Genomic DNA, 16,087 nt, shown 5'->3' on the forward strand with positions numbered 1-16,087 from the left:
GTCGCGACCCTCGGGCAACGGTTGCCCCGGCGCGTACACATCTCTTACGCGCCGGGGCGTACGCGCGGGTACGCCCCGGCTTGCCACCTGACGCGTGTCTTCTCCGCAGTTCTGCGCACACGCCGTCCTCGAAACCCATGACCAGAAACTGACCGGTACGTGCAAATTATTTGAGATGCCCCGTAATCGGAACACTGGATGGGCCCGGCTCGTTGTCACGACGTGAGCACGACACCGCCTGTTCTCGCCGCCGAACTGGCGCTCGCGTGGGCCGATATTCAACGGCACCACCCCGAGCTGCCGGATCTGGCCGCGCCCGAGTCCCTGATCGGAGAGTCCTCGTCCGCCTGTGGGGCCGAGCTCTCCTTCGAACGGCTGCTGCACGAGGCAGTCCACGGCATCGCCGCCGCCCGCGGCGTCCGCGACACCTCACGCGCAGGCCGTTACCACAACCGTCGATTCCTCGCGATCGCCGAGGAGTTGGGCCTCGACCACGTCGACGAGCCGCACCCGAGCAGCGGCTTCTCGCTGGTCACGCTCAACCCCGAGGCCAGAAGGCGTTACCGTCCCACCATCGAGCGGCTCGCCAGAGCCCTCAAGGCGCACTCCGTCGCGACCACGGCCGACAGTGCCCGCAGCTTCCGGGGGCCGGCTGCCCGGCACGGCTCGTCCGGTGGCGGTGTACGCGTCAAGGCTGTCTGTGATTGCGGCAGGAATGTCCGAGTTGTTCCGTCCGTGCTGGCCCAGGCGCCCATCGTCTGCGGCGGCTGCGGCAAGCCGTTCCGAATCCCCGAGGTGGCCGCGGTCGGCTGACCTGGAGTGGTGTGGCACAATGGCTAGCTGTACTCGACAGTCGCACAGGACCCCTCTCTCCTCCGGCTGACGCGTCCATCGGGCACCCGAGTACCGCAACCCCACGTGGCATCCCGTTGTGCCCAACCACGTCAAGACCAGGAGACACCACTCCCGTGGCAGTCAAGATCAAGCTGAAGCGTCTGGGCAAGATCCGCGCGCCTCACTACCGCATCATCATCGCCGACTCCCGTACCCGCCGTGACGGCCGGGCCATCGAGGAGATCGGTCTGTACCACCCGGTGCAGAACCCGTCGCGCATCGAGGTCGACTCCGAGCGTGTCCAGTACTGGCTGGGTGTCGGCGCGCAGCCGACCGAGCCCGTCATGGCCATCCTCAAGGTCACCGGCGACTGGCAGAAGTTCAAGGGCCTGCCCGCCCCGGCGCCGATGAAGGTCGCCGAGCCGAAGGCCGACAAGCGCGCACTGTTCGAGGCCCTGGCCAAGGACGGCGATGAGCCGAAGGGTGAGGCCATCACCCCGAAGGCGAAGAAGGCTGACAAGAAGGCGGACGAGGCCGAGGCCGAGTCCACCTCCGAGTCGACCGAGTCCTGATCATGCTCGAGGAGGCCCTCGAGCACCTCGTAAAGGGCATCGTCGACAACCCCGACGACGTGCAGGTCGCCTCGCGCACCCTGCGCCGCGGGCGCGTTCTGGAGGTCCGGGTCCACCCCGACGACCTCGGAAAGGTGATCGGCCGCAACGGCCGCACCGCGCGTGCCCTGCGGACGGTCGTAGGCGCCATCGGCGGCCGTGGCATCCGGGTCGACCTCGTCGACGTGGACCAGGTCCGCTGAGCAGAAACGGGGCACCGGGGTACTCCCCGGACCAGGCAGTACCGGCACGGGCCGGGGAGGGCTACGGCTCACCCCGGCCCGTTGTCATAGGCATCTGCGACGATGCCTGCATGACCGTTATCACCGATTGACGAAACACGAGGCGAGGACCGCCACCGCGGCGAGCGGCGGGCGGCCGGCCGCGAAGAGGGGCCACTGTGCAGCTGGTAGTCGCGCGGATCGGCCGCGCCCATGGCATCAAGGGCGAGGTCACCGTCGAGGTGCGTACCGACGAGCCGGAGCTGCGGCTCGCACCCGGCGCCGTACTGGCCACGGACCCGGCCGCCACCGGCCCGCTGACCATCGAGACCGGCCGGGTGCACAGCGGGCGCCTGCTGCTGCGCTTCGAGGGCGTACGGGACCGTACGGGCGCCGAAGCGCTGCGTAACACGCTGCTGATCGCCGAGATCGACCCCGAAGAGGTCCCCGAGGACCCCGAAGAGTTCTACGACCACCAGCTCATCGACCTCGACGTGGTCACCCGCGACGGCGCGGAGGTCGGGCGCATCGCCGAGATCTCCCACCTGCCGTACCAGGACCTGCTGGTCGTCCGCCGCCCGGACGGCAGCGAGATCCTGATTCCGTTCGTCTCCGAGATCGTGCCGGAGATCGACCTGGCGGAGCAGAAGGCCGTCGTCGACCCCCCGCCCGGCCTGCTCGACGACAGCCGGGCCGAGGTCGCCTCGGCCCGTGACGCCGGCGAGGACGTGTGATGCGGCTCGACATCGTCACGATCTTCCCGGAGTACCTGGAACCGCTGGACGTCTCCCTGGTCGGCAAGGCGCGCGCCCGCGGCCAGCTGGATGTCCGCATCCACGACCTGCGGGAATGGACCCACGACAAGCACAACACCGTCGACGACACGCCGTACGGCGGCGGCCCCGGCATGGTCATGAAGCCCGAGCCGTGGGGCGAGGCGCTGGACTCGGTCATCGACTCCCAGGAGGGCGACCCGGTCATCGTCGTCCCCACGCCGAGCGGCAAACCCTTCACCCAGCAGCTCGCCGTCGAGCTCTCGGAGAAGCCCTGGCTGGTCTTCACCCCCGCCCGCTACGAGGGTATCGACCGCCGCGTCATCGAGGAGTACGGCGACCGCGTGGACGTACGCGAGGTCTCCATCGGCGACTACGTCCTGGCCGGCGGCGAGGCCCCCGTCCTGGTCATGGTCGAGGCCATCGCCCGGCTGCTGCCCGGTGTCCTGGGCAACTCCGCCTCCCATCAGGACGACTCCTTCGCCCCCGGCGCGATGGCGGACCTCCTGGAAGGACCCGTCTACACCAAGCCTCCGGAGTGGCGCGGCCGTGGCATCCCCGAGGTGCTGCTCAGCGGCCACCACGGCAAGATCGCCCGGTGGCGCCGGGACGAGGCGTTCCGCCGTACCGACCGCAACCGCCCCGACCTGATCGAGCGCGCCGACCCGGCCGCCTTCGACAGGAAGGACCGCGAAACCCTCTCGATCCTCGGGTGGGCCGAGGGAACGGACGGCCGATTTGGGCGTACGAGCGACGCCGTGGAATAATAGGCCGCTGCTGTGTGCGTCCGGCGCGCGCCCCTGCCACAGGGGGAACGACGCCCGCCCGACGGAACGGCAACCTCATCGAAATTTCCAGTTCCGTTGATGACCTGTGGCATCAACGAAGAAAGCAGTGGGTCATGAACCTTCTCGACTCCGTCGACTCCGCGTCGCTGCGCAGCGACATCCCGGCCTTCCGCCCGGGTGACACCGTCAACGTCCACGTGCGCGTCATCGAGGGCAACCGCTCCCGTGTGCAGCAGTTCAAGGGCGTTGTCATCCGCCGCCAGGGCGCGGGCGTCCGCGAGACCTTCACGGTCCGCAAGGTCAGCTTCTCCGTCGGCGTCGAGCGCACCTTCCCCGTGCACACCCCGATCGTCGAGAAGATCGAGCTGGTGACCCGCGGTGACGTGCGTCGCGCCAAGCTGTACTACCTCCGTGAGCTGCGCGGCAAGGCCGCGAAGATCAAGGAGAAGCGCGACAACTGAACAGACGTCCGGCGTCCTGGACCGGCCGGATAGGCTCAGGGTCCGATGGACACCGACGCACAGCTTTCGGAGCGCGACCGCTCTCCCGCCCCCGAGCAGGGGCCGGAGCAGGGGTCGCGCTCCGCGTGTTTTTCCCCGCGCGCCTCCTCCGGGCAGGAGAACGAGACCGAGCGGCCCGGGCCCGAGGAGCGGGCGGAGCGGTGCGCGCAACCCCCTGAACAGGCGGAGGGGCGCCCGGAACCCCGGGATGAGGACGCGCGGCCCCAGAAGGGGGCATCGCAGCGGCAGACGACCCGGCTCCGGCGGTTCGGATCCTGGCTGGGAGCCGGCCTGGCCGCCCTGTGGCGTCGGCCCGTCCTGCTGTTCGCGGGCTGCATGGCCTTCGTCCTGCTGCTCAGTGCCTTCGTCGTCCAGCCCTTCCTGATCCCCAGCTCCTCCATGGAGAACACCCTGCGGATCGGCGACCGGGTCCTGGTCAACAAGCTGGCGTACCGCTTCGGCGGCGAACCGCGCAGGGGCGACGTGATCGTCTTCGACGGCACCGGCTCCTTCCTGCACAGCGAACCGGCGGAGAACCCGGTGGCGGGGCTGCTCAGGGGAGCAGGCGCGGCGCTGGGCCTGGCGCAGCCCGCGGCCACCGACTACATCAAGCGCGTGATCGGCGTCGGCGGGGACCGGGTGACCTGCTGCGACAAACGGGGGCGGATCAAGGTGAACGGCGAGCCGGTGGACGAGGGCTACCTGTTTCCGGGGGACGCGCCGTCCTCCGACGCGTTCGACATCGTGGTGCCGGAGGGAAAACTGTGGGTCATGGGAGACCACCGCGGCAGATCACGTGACTCACGGGACCACCTCGGCGAACCCGGGGGCGGCACCGTACCGGTCGGCAAGGTGATCGGCCGCGCCGACTGGATCGCCTGGCCGGTGGGCCACTGGACGGCTCTGCACCGCCCACGCGCCTTCGACGGTATACCGGGTGCGGCAGGCAGCCATGGGTAACCGGGGGCGGCCCAGGCACGGGCACCAGGGGGATGTGAGGGCGGGCGAGGGCGAGACCGACGCGGAAGAGGCGTATGGGGGCTCGTACGGGGCCGACTCGTACGGAGCGTACGGGAACGGTCCGTACGAGAGCTCGGGGTACGGGGACGGTCCGTACAAGAGCGCGGGGTACGGGGACGGGCCGCACGGGGAAGGCTCCGGCGCCGACGGTGGCGCGCGCGTCAGGACGCGGACGACCAGACCCGCCACCGGAGGACGCGCCGAGCGCCGACGCCAGGCACGTCGCATCAAACGTCGCAGGCGTCGCTCCTACCTCAAAGAAATACCGATCCTCATCGGCGTGGCCCTGGCCATCGCGCTGGTGCTCAAGACTTTCCTCGTCCAGGCCTTCGTGATCCCCTCCGGCTCCATGGAACAGACCATCCGGATCGGCGACCGCGTGCTGGTCGACAAGCTCACCCCCTGGTTCGGTTCGGAACCCGAGCGCGGCGACGTGGTCGTCTTCAAGGACCCCGGGGGCTGGCTCAAGGGCGAGCAGGTCGAAACCGCCGACGACCCGGTCGTGATCAAGCAGGTCAAGGAGTTCCTGACCTTCATCGGGCTGCTTCCGTCGGCCGACGAACAGGATCTGATCAAACGTGTGGTGGCCGTCGGGGGCGACACCGTCAAGTGCTGCGACAAGAAGGGCCGTGTCACGGTCAATGGCACACCCCTGGATGAGCCATATATACATCCGGACAATCCGCCCTCACAGTTCAAATTCGAGGTCAAGGTTCCGGTTGGCCGGATCTTCGTGATGGGTGACCACCGCTCCAACTCGGCGGACTCGCGGTACCACCTGGACGAGCCGTACCGTGGGACGATCTCGGTGGACAGCGTGGTCGGCCGGGCCGTGGTCATCGCCTGGCCGGTGGGGCACTGGCGCCGCTTGGAGGAGCCGGACACCTACGCGACCGTGCGCGACGCGCCGGGCGCGAGGGCGACGGCGGGGCGGGCTCCGCATAGTGTGTCCTCCGACGGTTTGTCCGAACTCCCGACCCCTGCGGAACTCCCGCTCGTTATGGGAGTGGTGGGCCTGCACCGGCTATCGGGCAGGCAGTGGCGTGGAGTAAGGAGTGGATGTGGGGGACTTGGCGGTCGGCGCGCGGTCCGGAACCGAAGAGCCCGAAGAGCCGGCGGGAAACGGTGAGTCCGCACAGCCCGCCGCCTCCGGAGAGCCGGGACGACCGGCTGAACCGGCGCGGGCGGCGGACCCGGGACAGCCGGCCGGCCCCGGGCGGCAGCCGGGCCCGGGAGCGCCGATGGACAAGGAACAGCCGGTGGACGAGGAGGAGAGCGGCAGCGTGAAGAAGGGCAAGAAGCCGCGTGCCTTCTGGAAAGAGCTGCCGATCCTCATCGGTATCGCGCTGGTCCTCGCACTGATCATCAAGACGTTCCTGGTGCAGGCGTTCTCCATTCCATCCGACTCGATGCAGGACACCCTGCAGCGCGGCGACCGGGTGCTGGTGGACAAGCTCACCCCCTGGTTCGGCTCCGAACCGGAACGTGGCGAGGTCGTCGTCTTCCACGACCCGGGCGGCTGGCTGAACGAGGTGCCCACCCCCGAGCCCAACGCGATCCAGCAGGTCCTCAGCTTCATCGGCCTGATGCCGTCGGCCGAGGAGAAGGACCTGATCAAGCGGGTCATCGCGGTCGGCGGCGACACCGTGGAGTGCCAGGGCACCGGGCCGGTCAAGGTCAACGGCACCGCCCTCAAGGAGGACTCGTACCTCTTCCCCGGCAACACGCCGTGCGGCGACAAGCCGTTCGGGCCGATCAAGGTGCCCAAGGGCAGCATCTGGGTCATGGGTGACCACCGTCAGGACTCCCTCGACTCGCGCTACCACACGAACCTCAAGGGCAACGGCACGGTCGAGGTCAAGCAGGTCGTGGGGCGCGCCTTCACGATCGCCTGGCCGATCAACCGCTGGTCGTGGCTGTCGGTGCCGGACACGTTCGACCAGCCCGCGCTGAACAAGGCGATGGCGGCGACGCCGGCGGCGCTCGGTCTCGCGGGCGCGGTGCCGATCGTGCTGTGGCGGCGCCGCAAGCGGGCCGCGCGGGCGGTGCAACCAGTGGAGCAGTCGTCCGACTGAGCGGGTGATCGCGTCGGGCCGGGTGCGAGCTGCGCGGCCTCCGGTGGGTCGCGCATCGAGGGCCCGATGCGCCCGAGGCGCGGATTCGGTCGGCGCCAGGTGCGGAGGTCGCGTCCGTTGTCCCGGCTCATGGTGCTGACTGGGCAACGTACCCCCGGGTAGGGTGCCGTCCCAGATCTTCGACGCGGGTCGTGCTCGCGGGGCGGGAGCGCTGGGATGAGCAGCAGCAAGGAACGTACGAGCGACGGCCGCGGCCGGACGACGGGCAATGTGCTGTCCGGTCTGGTCGTGGCCGTCGGCTGTGTGCTGTTCCTGGGCGGCTTCGTATGGGGAGCGCTGACCTACCGCCCCTATACGGTGCCGACCGACTCGATGGCCCCGACGATCGGGGTGGGGGACCGGGTGCTGGCCGAGCGGGTGGACGGCGCCCAGGTGCGGCGCGGTGACATCGTGGTCTTCCGGGACTCGGTGTGGGGCGATGTGCCGATGATCAAGCGTGTCGTCGGGGTGGGCGGCGACACGGTCGCCTGCTGCAGCAAGGACGGCCGGCTGACGGTCAACGGCAAGCCCGTCGAAGAACCGTATCTTCAGGCCGAAGGGCCGGCCTCGCCGACCGGCTTCAGCTCGAAGGTGCCGGTGGGCCAGCTCTTCCTCCTCGGCGACCACCGCAACGACTCCTTGGACTCCCGTACGCACCTCAAGGACGCCGACCACGGTTCTGTGTCGCGCACCGCCGTGGACGCTCGGGTGGACGCCAGGGCGTGGCCGATCGGCAGTATGAGCGTGCTGGAGCGTCCGGAGAGCTTCGCGGCGATGCCCGGCGGCACGTCGCAGCCCGGGCCGGTACGCGTCATCGTGATCGCGGTCGTCGCGGGAGCGGTGATGATCCTGGGCGGTGCGGCGTACGGGCCGGTGGCGCGACGTAGGAGGCATAGGAGTGGTTGAAGGATCAGGTGGGGGCGCGAGGCGGTGTACGGCCCGCTGTACGAGGCGGGGGCGGGGCTGACGTGACGGGTGAGGTGTACGATGCGGCCGATGGCCTGCCGGCAGAGGTTCGGCAGGTCTCCCGAGTGGTGCTGCTGGACCCGGACGACAGGGTCCTTTTGCTGCACGGCTACGAACCCGGCGATCCGTCCCGTACGTGGTGGTTCACACCGGGCGGCGGCCTGGAGGGGACGGAGACCCGCGAGGAGGCCGCCCACAGGGAGCTGGCCGAGGAGACGGGCATCACCGGCGTACAGCTGGGACCGCTGCTGTGGAAACGGCGATGCTCCTTCCCCTTCGACGGACGGCGCTGGGACCAGGACGAGTGGTACTACCTGGCCCGTACGGACCGGACTGCAACCGAGATGTCGGGGCAGACAGATCTTGAGCGGCGCAGCGTGTCGGGACTGAGGTGGTGGACTGCGAAAGATCTTTCCGTATCGCATGAGACGGTGTATCCGAAGAGATTCGCCGAGCTGCTGCGCAGGCTGCTCGACGAAGGGCCCCCTGACGCGCCGGTGCTGCTGGCTACCGAGAGCGTCTGACGCACAATAGGGGGACGCACGGCTGAAGGGGATCTGCCATGAGCGCCGAGGACCTCGAAAAGTACGAGACCGAGATGGAGCTGAAGCTCTACCGGGAGTACCGCGATGTCGTCGGGCTGTTCAAATATGTGATCGAGACCGAGCGTCGCTTCTACCTCACGAATGACTACGAGATGCAGGTGCACTCCGTGCAGGGCGAGGTGTTCTTCGAGGTCTCGATGGCGGACGCGTGGGTCTGGGACATGTACCGGCCGGCGCGCTTCGTGAAACAGGTGCGAGTGTTGACGTTCAAGGACGTGAACATCGAGGAGCTGAACAAGAGCGATCTGGATCTTCCGGGGAGCTGAGCCGGGGCGGGCTGCGGGGCATGTGGGCCCGTCTGGGCGGGCGCGAGGTGTCCAGGTTTGCGTAGTTGCGCCTGAGTCTGGGCCTGGGGCCATGCCGCCGTTGCGTCTGCGTCTGCTTCACCGAGGCGAGTGACGAAGTTTTCCACAACCGCTCGGTTATCCACCAAGATCCAATAGTTCGTGGCTGAAGCGTCACAGTCGGTGCCGGAGGTGGTGCCGAGTGAACGCGAGGAACGAGGAAAATCCTCACCAGCATCCGCACGAGGGCAGCCCTGGGGCAGTGGTAGAGGGAAGCGGCCCAGGAGGTCCGGGAGGCCGGGGAGACCCGGAAAGCACGTTACGGGTCCGGGGCGGCCGGGCGATCACGAGCTGCGGGGGCGGCCCGCCCACCCCCCAAGGCGGCCGCCGGGACTCCCGCCGCCGCCCTCGGCATCCCGCTGCGCAGCCCGTCGCTTCCGGTACTCCGCACATCACGAGTGCGCGACGAGCGCTCGGGCGATATGGGGAAGACCTGGCCGCACGACACCTGGCCGCTGTCGGCATGCGCATCCTGGACCGCAACTGGCGATGCCAGGACGGCGAGGTCGACATCGTGGCCGCCGACGGCGATGCCTTGGTGCTCTGCGAGGTCAAGGCCCGCCGTGCGGGCGCGTACGGGGCGTACGAACACCCGATGGCAGCCGTACGGCCCGAGAAAGCCGCCCGTTTGCGCCGTCTGGCGGAACGCTGGCTGGAACAGCACGGCGGCCCGCCACCTGGCGGGGTTCGTATCGACGTGGTCGGAGTACTGCTGCCCTTCCGCGGCGCACCGCTCCTGGAGCACGTGCGGGGGGTGACCTGATGGGATTCGCCCGTACGTGCTCGGTCGCGCTCGTCGGGGTCGAGGGTGTGGTCGTCGAGGTCCAGGCCGACCTGGAGCCGGGAGTGGCAGCCTTCGCGCTGGTCGGGCTGCCCGACAAAAGCCTGATCGAATCGCGGGACCGGGTGCGGGCCGCCGTCGTGAACTCCGGCGCCGAATGGCCGCAGAAGAAGCTCACCGTCGGCCTCAGCCCGGCTTCTGTGCCCAAGGGCGGCAGCGGATTCGACCTGGCCGTGGCCTGTGCGGTGCTCGGCGCCGCGGAACGTATCGATCCACGCGAGCTGTCCGACCTCGTCATGATCGGCGAACTGGGACTGGACGGCCGGGTCCGGCCGGTGCGCGGAGTCCTCCCCGCCGTCCTGGCCGCGGCCGACGCGGGCTATCGCCAGGTCGTCGTACCGGAGAAGACCGTGGCCGAGGCATCACTCGTCCCCGGGGTCTCCGTCCTCGGCGTACGCAGCCTCAGACAGCTGATCGCGGTACTCACCGACGAGCCGGTGCCGGAAGAGGAGGACGAGAACCCGACTGCGGAGGGACGCCCGGATTCGCTGTTGGCGGGGCTTGCGGTGCCCGGCAGCGGGCTCGGCGCGGAGCGTCTACACGGTGGTGATCGCCTGCCTGACCTGTCGGACGTCGCCGGACAACACAGCGCACGCAGAGCCTTGGAAGTAGCGGCAGCCGGACGGCACCACATCTTCTTCCTGGGCCCACCCGGAGCCGGCAAAACTCTCCTGGCCGAACGCCTGCCCGGGTTGCTGCCCCGGCTCTCACCGAAGGAGTCCCTGGAGGTGACGGCAGTGCATTCGGTGGCCGGCGCCCTGCCCCCAGGACAGCCACTGGTGGACCGCCCGCCGTACTGCGCGCCCCACCACAGCGCGACGATGGCCTCGCTCGTGGGCGGTGGCAGCGGCCTGCCCCGACCGGGAGCCGTCTCGCTGGCGCACCACGGCATCTTGTTCATAGACGAAGCGTGTAAAACAAGTGGGATGCGAAGTGACATGCGTCGGGCCCGGAACCTCTTACCGAGGAGTCCGGGCCCGCCGTTGGTTCGGAGGCTTGGGCGCCGTAGAGGCGTCCCAGTGCGTCAACCGCTCTTCAGGTCCCAGCGGCGGCCGTCGGGGATGTGCCATGCGTAGTGCTGGCCGTTCGGCTCGCGGGCGTAGCTGAACTGATCTTGCGCCGGGCGGTTGTGGTCGGTCCACCACTGCCATGCGGCCTCGACGGTTGCCCACAGGTTGTGTGTGCCGCCGTAGGTGACGGTGTGGGGGTGGTCTCCGGTGATCGGGGCGCGGGCCCATGTGCCGTCACGCTGTTGGAGCTGGAGCGACAGGGTGCCGTCGTCGGCGGAGTGGTAAACGAGGGTGCTGTACGGCAGGTGGAAGGCCAGGAGCAGGCGGAAGGGGTAGTTGTTCCGGACGTCTGCTGCGGTGACCGTGGCGGGCCGTGTGGCGGCTTCTGCGGCGTACGAAGCGCGGGGTTTGCGGAGGTAGGTGTGGGCGTCGGCGCGGGCCGCCATGAATCGGCCGGTCGTCTTGGTGAAGCCGCCGCCGGCGTAATCGCCGTCGACGGTGACGCGGACGAGTCCGCCCTCGATGCCGAGATCAAGGTCGGTCAGGATGGCGCCACCGCTGCGCGTCTGCTGTACCCATGCGGTGGGGATGGTCTGCACAGAGCAGGTGGCGAGGATACGGTCGAACGTGGTCGTTCCGGGGTGGCCGAGACGGGCGTCGGCGGCGGTGAGTTCGGGGGTGTAGCCAAGGCTGGCCAAGCGGTTGCGGGCGGCGTTGACGAGGTCGGGGGTGATGTCGCTGGAGTGGACGCGGTGGGAGCCGAGGCGGGCGCACAGTAGGGCTGTGAGGTAGCCGGTTCCGGTGCCGATGTCCCAGACATGGTGACCGTCGTGCACGTCGAGTTCTTCGAGCATTGCGGCCGTGATGTGCGGTGCGGTGCTGGACGAGGTGGGGAGACCGGTCCACGTGTGGGTGTCGATCTGGTCGGCGGTGGCGGGGTCGAGGGCGGTGACGAGGGTTCGGTCGCTGTAGACGGCGGTGAGCCAGGCGTCCCGGTCGGAGTCGTCACGCAGGCGCCAAGCGGTGATGCCTGCCTCGGTGGCCTGCTGCTCGTACCAGCGCGGCACGAAGACGTGTCGGGGCACGGTGGCGAAAATCTGCGCCCAGGACTCAGAGCGGAGTGCGCCGGCCTTTTCGAGGTCGATGACGAGGGCGGCCAACCGGCGCCGGACGTCGTCGGGGAGATGGGCGTTCATGGCGCTACTCCTTGCAGTTCGTCGGTGATGGCTTCGGCGATGGGGAGTCCGGTGTGGTGCTGAATCCAGTCCCATTGGCCGCATGGGTTGGCTTCGAGGAACGTCCACTCGCCAGAGGGGGAGACAACGAAGTCGCAGGCGGCGTATTGGAGGCCGAGGCGGCTGGTGAGGTGGCGTACGGCGTGTGCGACGTGGTCGGGGGTGTGGGTGGGCTTGTAGGCGAGCGACGGGTAGTCGCTGCGCCAGTCCTCGTGTGCTTGGGGGCTGCCGGCGTGGATCTCGGCGGCGAACAGGCGGGGGCCCACGGCGGTGAGGCGGACCTCGTGGGTCTTGTCCACCCATGCTTGGAAGAGGTGGGCGGTGGTGTCGATGCCGGAGAGGTCGGCGAGGTCGTCGGGGGTGAGGCGGCGGGTGTAGACCGTTTTGAGCTGGTCGCCCTCGATGAAGACGGGGGTGGCGATCGGCTTGCAGATGATCGGGCCGCTGATGTCGTCGGCGAAGGACCGTACGGCGACCGGGTCGTTGGTGATCAGGGTCCGTGGCACGGTCAGGCCGCAGGCGCGGGCCGTGGCGAGTTGGAGGGGCTTGTACTCGGCGCGGGACATGGCGGCGGGGTGGCTGACCCAACGGCAGTCAAGCGCGGTGAGGATGCCGCCGAGGCCGGCGCGGGCCTGGGCGGCGGCGAAGCGGCGTTCTGGGGCGGACATGGCGGCTGGGAACTGAAAGGCGCCGGGGGCGCGGAAGTAGGCGGCGGTGATCGCGCTCAGGTCCGCGGCGCGGTGCGCGTTGGACAGGGTTCCGGTCCAGCCGTTGGGGCCGAGGTGGCTGTCGAGTGTGAGCTGTTGGGGGAAGTCGGCGGAGTCGAGGCGGAACACGTCGGCGTCGCGGTCGGTGAGCATCCGCACGATGCGGTCGGTGGGCCAGTCATCGCGGGCCGCGATGACGAGGACGGTCATCAGTCCTTGGTTCCCTCGTCGAGTGGGGGAGGGTCGTTGACGTCCCCGTCGGGAATGGTGGGGTCGTGCGTCTGGCCGAAGGTGATGACGGGATCGCCGAGCGGTGTTACGGACACCTGCAATGCGAGGTCGTAGACGGCGGCCGGCCGTACGGTCGCGCGGGAGGCGTCCGGGACGCTGGCGAATCGGAGAATCCACGGGCGGCTATTCGGACCGGTCGGCGTTTCGCTGCTGTGTGGAATTCGGCCGTCTTCGGAGGTGAGCGGGAACGCTTCCCGGGGGTGCGCAACTGCCGTCACAACGTCATTCCTTCCCCATTGTGGGTGTGGATTTGCTGCGTTGTTGACGTGGCCCCCTCTCCGCCGCAACCTGTTAGGAGAAAAGGCGGAAAGGGGGTTCACGGGGTTCCCTCATGCCTTTCGGCGCGAGAGGTGCGCACCGGTCCATACATTTTGCGGATGCGGTCTCGGAACGGCGGCGCACGGTGAACATAGCGCCAGCGCCCACCGCTGACAACACTGCTCCGGGGCAGAATTGTTCGCCCGCATATGACAAACGCTCCCCGCCATCAGGCGAGGAGCTTCCTACCTGCTGGTTCGTGAGGTTTAGGGGGTCAGGTGATCCAGTCCGCCCGCCTTGACGTGACGAAGGAGAGTGCCAAGGTTGTCCCGACTCAGAGTCGCAATGGTGTTCGGTTCATCGCTCTCTCGTAGGAAGATCGCCCCGGCGCCATCGGCGATCTCTACGCACTGCTCACCTCCGCCGCCAGAGAAAGAAGACTTCTGCCACGTCAATTTCGAGTCCATTCTCGGTTTTCTCACAGTTCTCTTGCGATGTGATGGATGAAGCTGCGCGAATCGTCCGAGCTTAGTGACGCGCGCTCGGCCCAATCGAGCAACAGGCGGTGTCGTTCAAGATCGGCTACAGCGTCCAGGAACCGGCCACCGAAAGGCGTGTCGAGGTGAACGGTGTCCAATTGCGGAACAGGGCCAGAGGCATACAGCACGGTTTGAGTTACCTCAACGAAATCGTCGCTGCTGAAAGGAATCACGCGCAGGGTGATCTCTGGCCGGTGTGACACCTCAAGCAACTGTTCCAACTGCTCCTTGGCTACCTTGCGCCCACCGATGCGCATACGCAGTGCGGCCTCGTGCACGATGGTCTGTAGCGGCGTCGGGACCTCCCGAGCGAAGATTGATTGCCGACGCATCCGGTGCTCGGTGCGGGCGTCAACCTCTCCAGCCGGCAGCTTGGGAAGTACGCCAGCGAACAGGGCGCGTGCGTAGGACTCGGTCTGTAGGACCCCAGGGATCGTCACCGGCTGCAAACACCGGAGGTGTGTGGCGTGGTGCTCCAGCTCGGCGATGTCGAGGAAACCGGGCGCTAGGATGCCGCGATACTCGTCCCACCAGTGCTGTCCACGATGCTCGCGCGCTATGGCGCACAGCGCCTCGACGAGGGCAGTGTCGGTGCAGGCGTAGAGCACGGCCAGCCGCCTGATGCGATCCTCGCTGACTCCGATCCTGCCCGCTTCGATGTGACTGATCTTCGCGTTGTCTGTCGAGATGAGGCCAGCGGCTTCTCGGGCCGTCTTGCCTGCAAGGTCACGCATCTTGCGTAGCTCGGCGCCAAGGCGCGTTTGACGGGCGGTTGGGTTGTCCCTCGGCGGCATGGCACCTCTCTCAGTTCGCCCCACAGTGTCCCGCGTCATCGTGCACCTGGTCCACGGGGTACACCAACTGGAGCGACAATATTGCCCCGGGGCACTTTTGGTCCTATGGTCCGTGGCAGCACCGCGCAGCATGTCGGATTGCCGAAGTGCAGCCGCTCGCGCGCGCCTTCGGGCGTGCCCCCGGGGAGTGGTCAAGGACACGGCAACGACGAGCGGCGCGTGTCAGACCGCGTTGGGAGACGTAGCAATGACTCTCGCATCCCCCGCATTACCCCCTGCACCCCCGCCCCACCAATCGTTCCGGTTCGATCTGCCCTGCGGAGACACCGCGCCGCGTATCGCCCGGACCGTCATCGGTGACCTGCTTACCCTGCTCGGCGTCGACGGACTCGCAGAAGACGCACGCGTCTTGGTCGGCGAGCTGGTCGCAAACGTTCACCTGCACACGTCGACGGCCGTTGTGCGCATCGACGTAACCGTACGCACCACATCTGTACGCGTGGTCGTGTGGGACGACGCCCCCCAAAGGCGACTTCTCAACATGCGGCCCCAGCCCGTGGACGAGTCCGGGCGCGGCTTGCTGCTCGTCGATGCCCTCGCGTCGAGCTGGGGCGTCTGCTGGCCCCACGACAAGCAATGCCGGAGCAAGCGCGTGTGGGTCGCACTCGACAGAGACAGAAAGGCTTCTGCATGAACAGCCTCGCCGAATCACCCGCCTCGCCGCCCGTGTCCGTGAGCTACGTGGAAGGCGCACCGCGGCCGGTGTGGCTCCACCTCAACGGGCCCGTGCGCGCCGAGTTAAGCGTCGAGCAGGCGGTCGGCCTCATGCACAGCCTTGCAGCCATGCTGAGCGTGGCCATCTTCGGCCCGTCGGTACACCTGGAGATACGGGAGATACGGCCGTGAACGGCGCACACCTGGTGTGGGGCCTGTTCATCATCGGCGTGTGCGTCGCCGCGGCCGTCCTGCTCATCCACTGGGCGACGTGGCCAACCACGCTGCGCGGCGTCACACCCCCGCCGCCGGATCGCCGCGGCTACCTCTACACCTGCCATTGCAGCGCGTACGACGGACCCGTGCGTGTGCACATCGACGTCGATGACGAACCGCGCGGCAGTCGGCCCCGGCCGCCCAAGAACCCCCGCTCCCGCCCGAGCGACTTCCCGACGCGGCGGGCGGACAGCGGAGGAGAGGGGAGCGAGTGTGCCCCCTTCGCCGGTAGTCGTACAGGCGTACCCGCGAGGTGAAACCCCCTCTGACGGGCTCGCCGACTACCGTTGGCGGGCCCGTCGAACACCTACAACGACAAAGGCGCCCCCGCTCCGGCACGTGGCCGGAGCGGGGGCGCTGTGGGTTCAGTGGGCGGCGGTGGCCTGCCACAGGGTGAGCAGCAGGCCGGCGACGGCGACCAGTGCCGCAATGCTGGGCAGGGGCCACCGGCCGCGCTCGACAGACGCGACGCGCTGTTCAAGTTCGGCTATCCGCTGGTCGGTCTGGTCGGATCGCTGTACGAGCAGGGCGAGGGCGCCGGGGGGGGGGGGGGAAACCCCCCCCCCCCCCCCCCCCCACCCCCCCCCCTCCCCCCCCCCCCCCCCCCCCCCCCCACCCCTCCCCCCCCCCCCCCCCCCCCCGGAGG

At 68.7% G+C, this 16,087-nt stretch carries 21 protein-coding genes and 1 pseudogene; 17 read left to right on the forward strand and 5 right to left on the reverse strand.

Going from position 1 to position 16,087, the window contains the following annotated elements; all coding sequences use genetic code 11:
• Positions 1–222 precede the first annotated feature (222 nt).
• The 14 genes and pseudogenes from ACZ53K_RS29025 to ACZ53K_RS29090 form a co-directional block, all read left to right on the forward strand.
• The gene (locus ACZ53K_RS29025) at positions 223–813 is read left to right on the forward strand and encodes a hypothetical protein (protein ID WP_073760850.1); all 591 of its coding nucleotides are present in this window, start codon (positions 223–225) and stop codon (positions 811–813) included.
• Between the two features lie 155 nt (positions 814–968).
• Entirely contained in the window at positions 969–1,406 is a 438-nt protein-coding gene (gene rpsP / locus ACZ53K_RS29030) for a 30S ribosomal protein S16 (RefSeq protein WP_073760851.1), read from the forward strand.
• Between the two features lie 2 nt (positions 1,407–1,408).
• Positions 1,409–1,648, forward strand: coding sequence for an RNA-binding protein (locus ACZ53K_RS29035; protein ID WP_003980229.1), 240 nt, complete (start codon positions 1,409–1,411; stop codon positions 1,646–1,648).
• 197 nt (positions 1,649–1,845) lie between these two features.
• Positions 1,846–2,400, forward strand: coding sequence for a ribosome maturation factor RimM (rimM, locus tag ACZ53K_RS29040; RefSeq protein WP_468842076.1), 555 nt, complete (start codon positions 1,846–1,848; stop codon positions 2,398–2,400).
• On the forward strand, positions 2,400–3,206 hold the full coding sequence (trmD, locus tag ACZ53K_RS29045; RefSeq protein ID WP_468842079.1) for a tRNA (guanosine(37)-N1)-methyltransferase TrmD: 807 nt from the start codon (positions 2,400–2,402) through the stop codon (positions 3,204–3,206). The genes rimM and trmD overlap by 1 nt, the downstream gene beginning before the upstream one ends.
• A 134-nt stretch (positions 3,207–3,340) precedes the next feature.
• On the forward strand, positions 3,341–3,688 hold the full coding sequence (gene rplS, locus ACZ53K_RS29050) for a 50S ribosomal protein L19 (RefSeq protein ID WP_031007308.1): 348 nt from the start codon (positions 3,341–3,343) through the stop codon (positions 3,686–3,688).
• 45 nt (positions 3,689–3,733) lie between these two features.
• Positions 3,734–4,687, forward strand: a complete 954-nt coding sequence (lepB, locus tag ACZ53K_RS29055; RefSeq protein ID WP_468842083.1) for a signal peptidase I — start codon at positions 3,734–3,736, stop codon at positions 4,685–4,687.
• Positions 4,680–5,876, forward strand: coding sequence for a signal peptidase I (gene lepB / locus ACZ53K_RS29060; protein WP_468842127.1), 1,197 nt, complete (start codon positions 4,680–4,682; stop codon positions 5,874–5,876). The genes lepB (ACZ53K_RS29055) and lepB (ACZ53K_RS29060) overlap by 8 nt, the downstream gene beginning before the upstream one ends.
• The gene (lepB, locus tag ACZ53K_RS29065) at positions 5,818–6,822 is read left to right on the forward strand and encodes a signal peptidase I (protein WP_468842129.1); all 1,005 of its coding nucleotides are present in this window, start codon (positions 5,818–5,820) and stop codon (positions 6,820–6,822) included. Before lepB (ACZ53K_RS29060) ends, lepB (ACZ53K_RS29065) begins: the two co-directional genes overlap by 59 nt.
• A 216-nt stretch (positions 6,823–7,038) precedes the next feature.
• Positions 7,039–7,767 carry a signal peptidase I gene (gene lepB / locus ACZ53K_RS29070; RefSeq protein ID WP_468842085.1) on the forward strand — a complete coding sequence of 243 codons (729 nt, stop codon included), beginning with the start codon at positions 7,039–7,041 and terminating at the stop codon, positions 7,765–7,767.
• Positions 7,768–7,862: 95 nt separating this feature from the next.
• Positions 7,863–8,351 carry an NUDIX hydrolase gene (locus ACZ53K_RS29075; protein ID WP_468842132.1) on the forward strand — a complete coding sequence of 163 codons (489 nt, stop codon included), beginning with the start codon at positions 7,863–7,865 and terminating at the stop codon, positions 8,349–8,351.
• Between the two features lie 38 nt (positions 8,352–8,389).
• Positions 8,390–8,698 carry a DUF2469 domain-containing protein gene (locus ACZ53K_RS29080; protein ID WP_003980220.1) on the forward strand — a complete coding sequence of 103 codons (309 nt, stop codon included), beginning with the start codon at positions 8,390–8,392 and terminating at the stop codon, positions 8,696–8,698.
• A 469-nt stretch (positions 8,699–9,167) separates the two neighbouring features.
• Positions 9,168–9,539 carry a YraN family protein gene (locus ACZ53K_RS29085; protein ID WP_468842135.1) on the forward strand — a complete coding sequence of 124 codons (372 nt, stop codon included), beginning with the start codon at positions 9,168–9,170 and terminating at the stop codon, positions 9,537–9,539.
• Positions 9,539–10,642: pseudogene (locus ACZ53K_RS29090) on the forward strand (YifB family Mg chelatase-like AAA ATPase); the annotation flags it as partial. The gene ACZ53K_RS29085 and the pseudogene ACZ53K_RS29090, both read left to right, overlap by 1 nt.
• On the opposite strand, the gene ACZ53K_RS29095 reads toward ACZ53K_RS29090, so the two are convergent.
• From ACZ53K_RS29095 to ACZ53K_RS29115, 5 genes are all read right to left on the reverse strand, one after another.
• Positions 10,642–11,823 carry a methyltransferase domain-containing protein gene (locus ACZ53K_RS29095; RefSeq protein WP_468842089.1) on the reverse strand — a complete coding sequence of 394 codons (1,182 nt, stop codon included), beginning with the start codon at positions 11,821–11,823 and terminating at the stop codon, positions 10,642–10,644. The pseudogene ACZ53K_RS29090 and the gene ACZ53K_RS29095 overlap by 1 nt on opposite strands.
• Entirely contained in the window at positions 11,820–12,779 is a 960-nt protein-coding gene (gene tgmB / locus ACZ53K_RS29100; protein WP_468842091.1) for an ATP-grasp ribosomal peptide maturase, read from the reverse strand. The genes ACZ53K_RS29095 and tgmB overlap by 4 nt, the downstream gene beginning before the upstream one ends.
• Entirely contained in the window at positions 12,779–13,078 is a 300-nt protein-coding gene (locus ACZ53K_RS29105) for a putative ATP-grasp-modified RiPP (RefSeq protein ID WP_468842094.1), read from the reverse strand. Before ACZ53K_RS29105 ends, tgmB begins: the two co-directional genes overlap by 1 nt.
• Positions 13,079–13,384: 306 nt before the next feature.
• A complete protein-coding gene (locus ACZ53K_RS29110; protein WP_468842095.1) occupies positions 13,385–13,585 on the reverse strand; it encodes a DUF397 domain-containing protein in 201 nt (66 codons plus the stop codon).
• An 11-nt stretch (positions 13,586–13,596) separates the two neighbouring features.
• Positions 13,597–14,451, reverse strand: coding sequence for a helix-turn-helix domain-containing protein (locus tag ACZ53K_RS29115; protein ID WP_468842097.1), 855 nt, complete (start codon positions 14,449–14,451; stop codon positions 13,597–13,599).
• Positions 14,452–14,698: 247 nt separating this feature from the next.
• Here ACZ53K_RS29115 and ACZ53K_RS29120 point away from each other — a divergent pair, with 247 nt between their 5' ends.
• Genes ACZ53K_RS29120 through ACZ53K_RS29130 form a run of 3 tightly spaced genes read left to right on the forward strand, consistent with a single transcriptional unit; the run spans position 14,699 to position 15,698 of the window.
• A complete protein-coding gene (locus tag ACZ53K_RS29120) occupies positions 14,699–15,145 on the forward strand; it encodes an ATP-binding protein (protein ID WP_468842099.1) in 447 nt (148 codons plus the stop codon).
• On the forward strand, positions 15,142–15,357 hold the full coding sequence (locus ACZ53K_RS29125) for a hypothetical protein (RefSeq protein WP_468842101.1): 216 nt from the start codon (positions 15,142–15,144) through the stop codon (positions 15,355–15,357). The genes ACZ53K_RS29120 and ACZ53K_RS29125 overlap by 4 nt, the downstream gene beginning before the upstream one ends.
• Positions 15,354–15,698 carry a hypothetical protein gene (locus tag ACZ53K_RS29130; protein ID WP_468842104.1) on the forward strand — a complete coding sequence of 115 codons (345 nt, stop codon included), beginning with the start codon at positions 15,354–15,356 and terminating at the stop codon, positions 15,696–15,698. Before ACZ53K_RS29125 ends, ACZ53K_RS29130 begins: the two co-directional genes overlap by 4 nt.
• Positions 15,699–16,087 lie beyond the last annotated feature (389 nt).

The organism is Streptomyces sp. NPDC033221 (assembly GCF_055577005.1).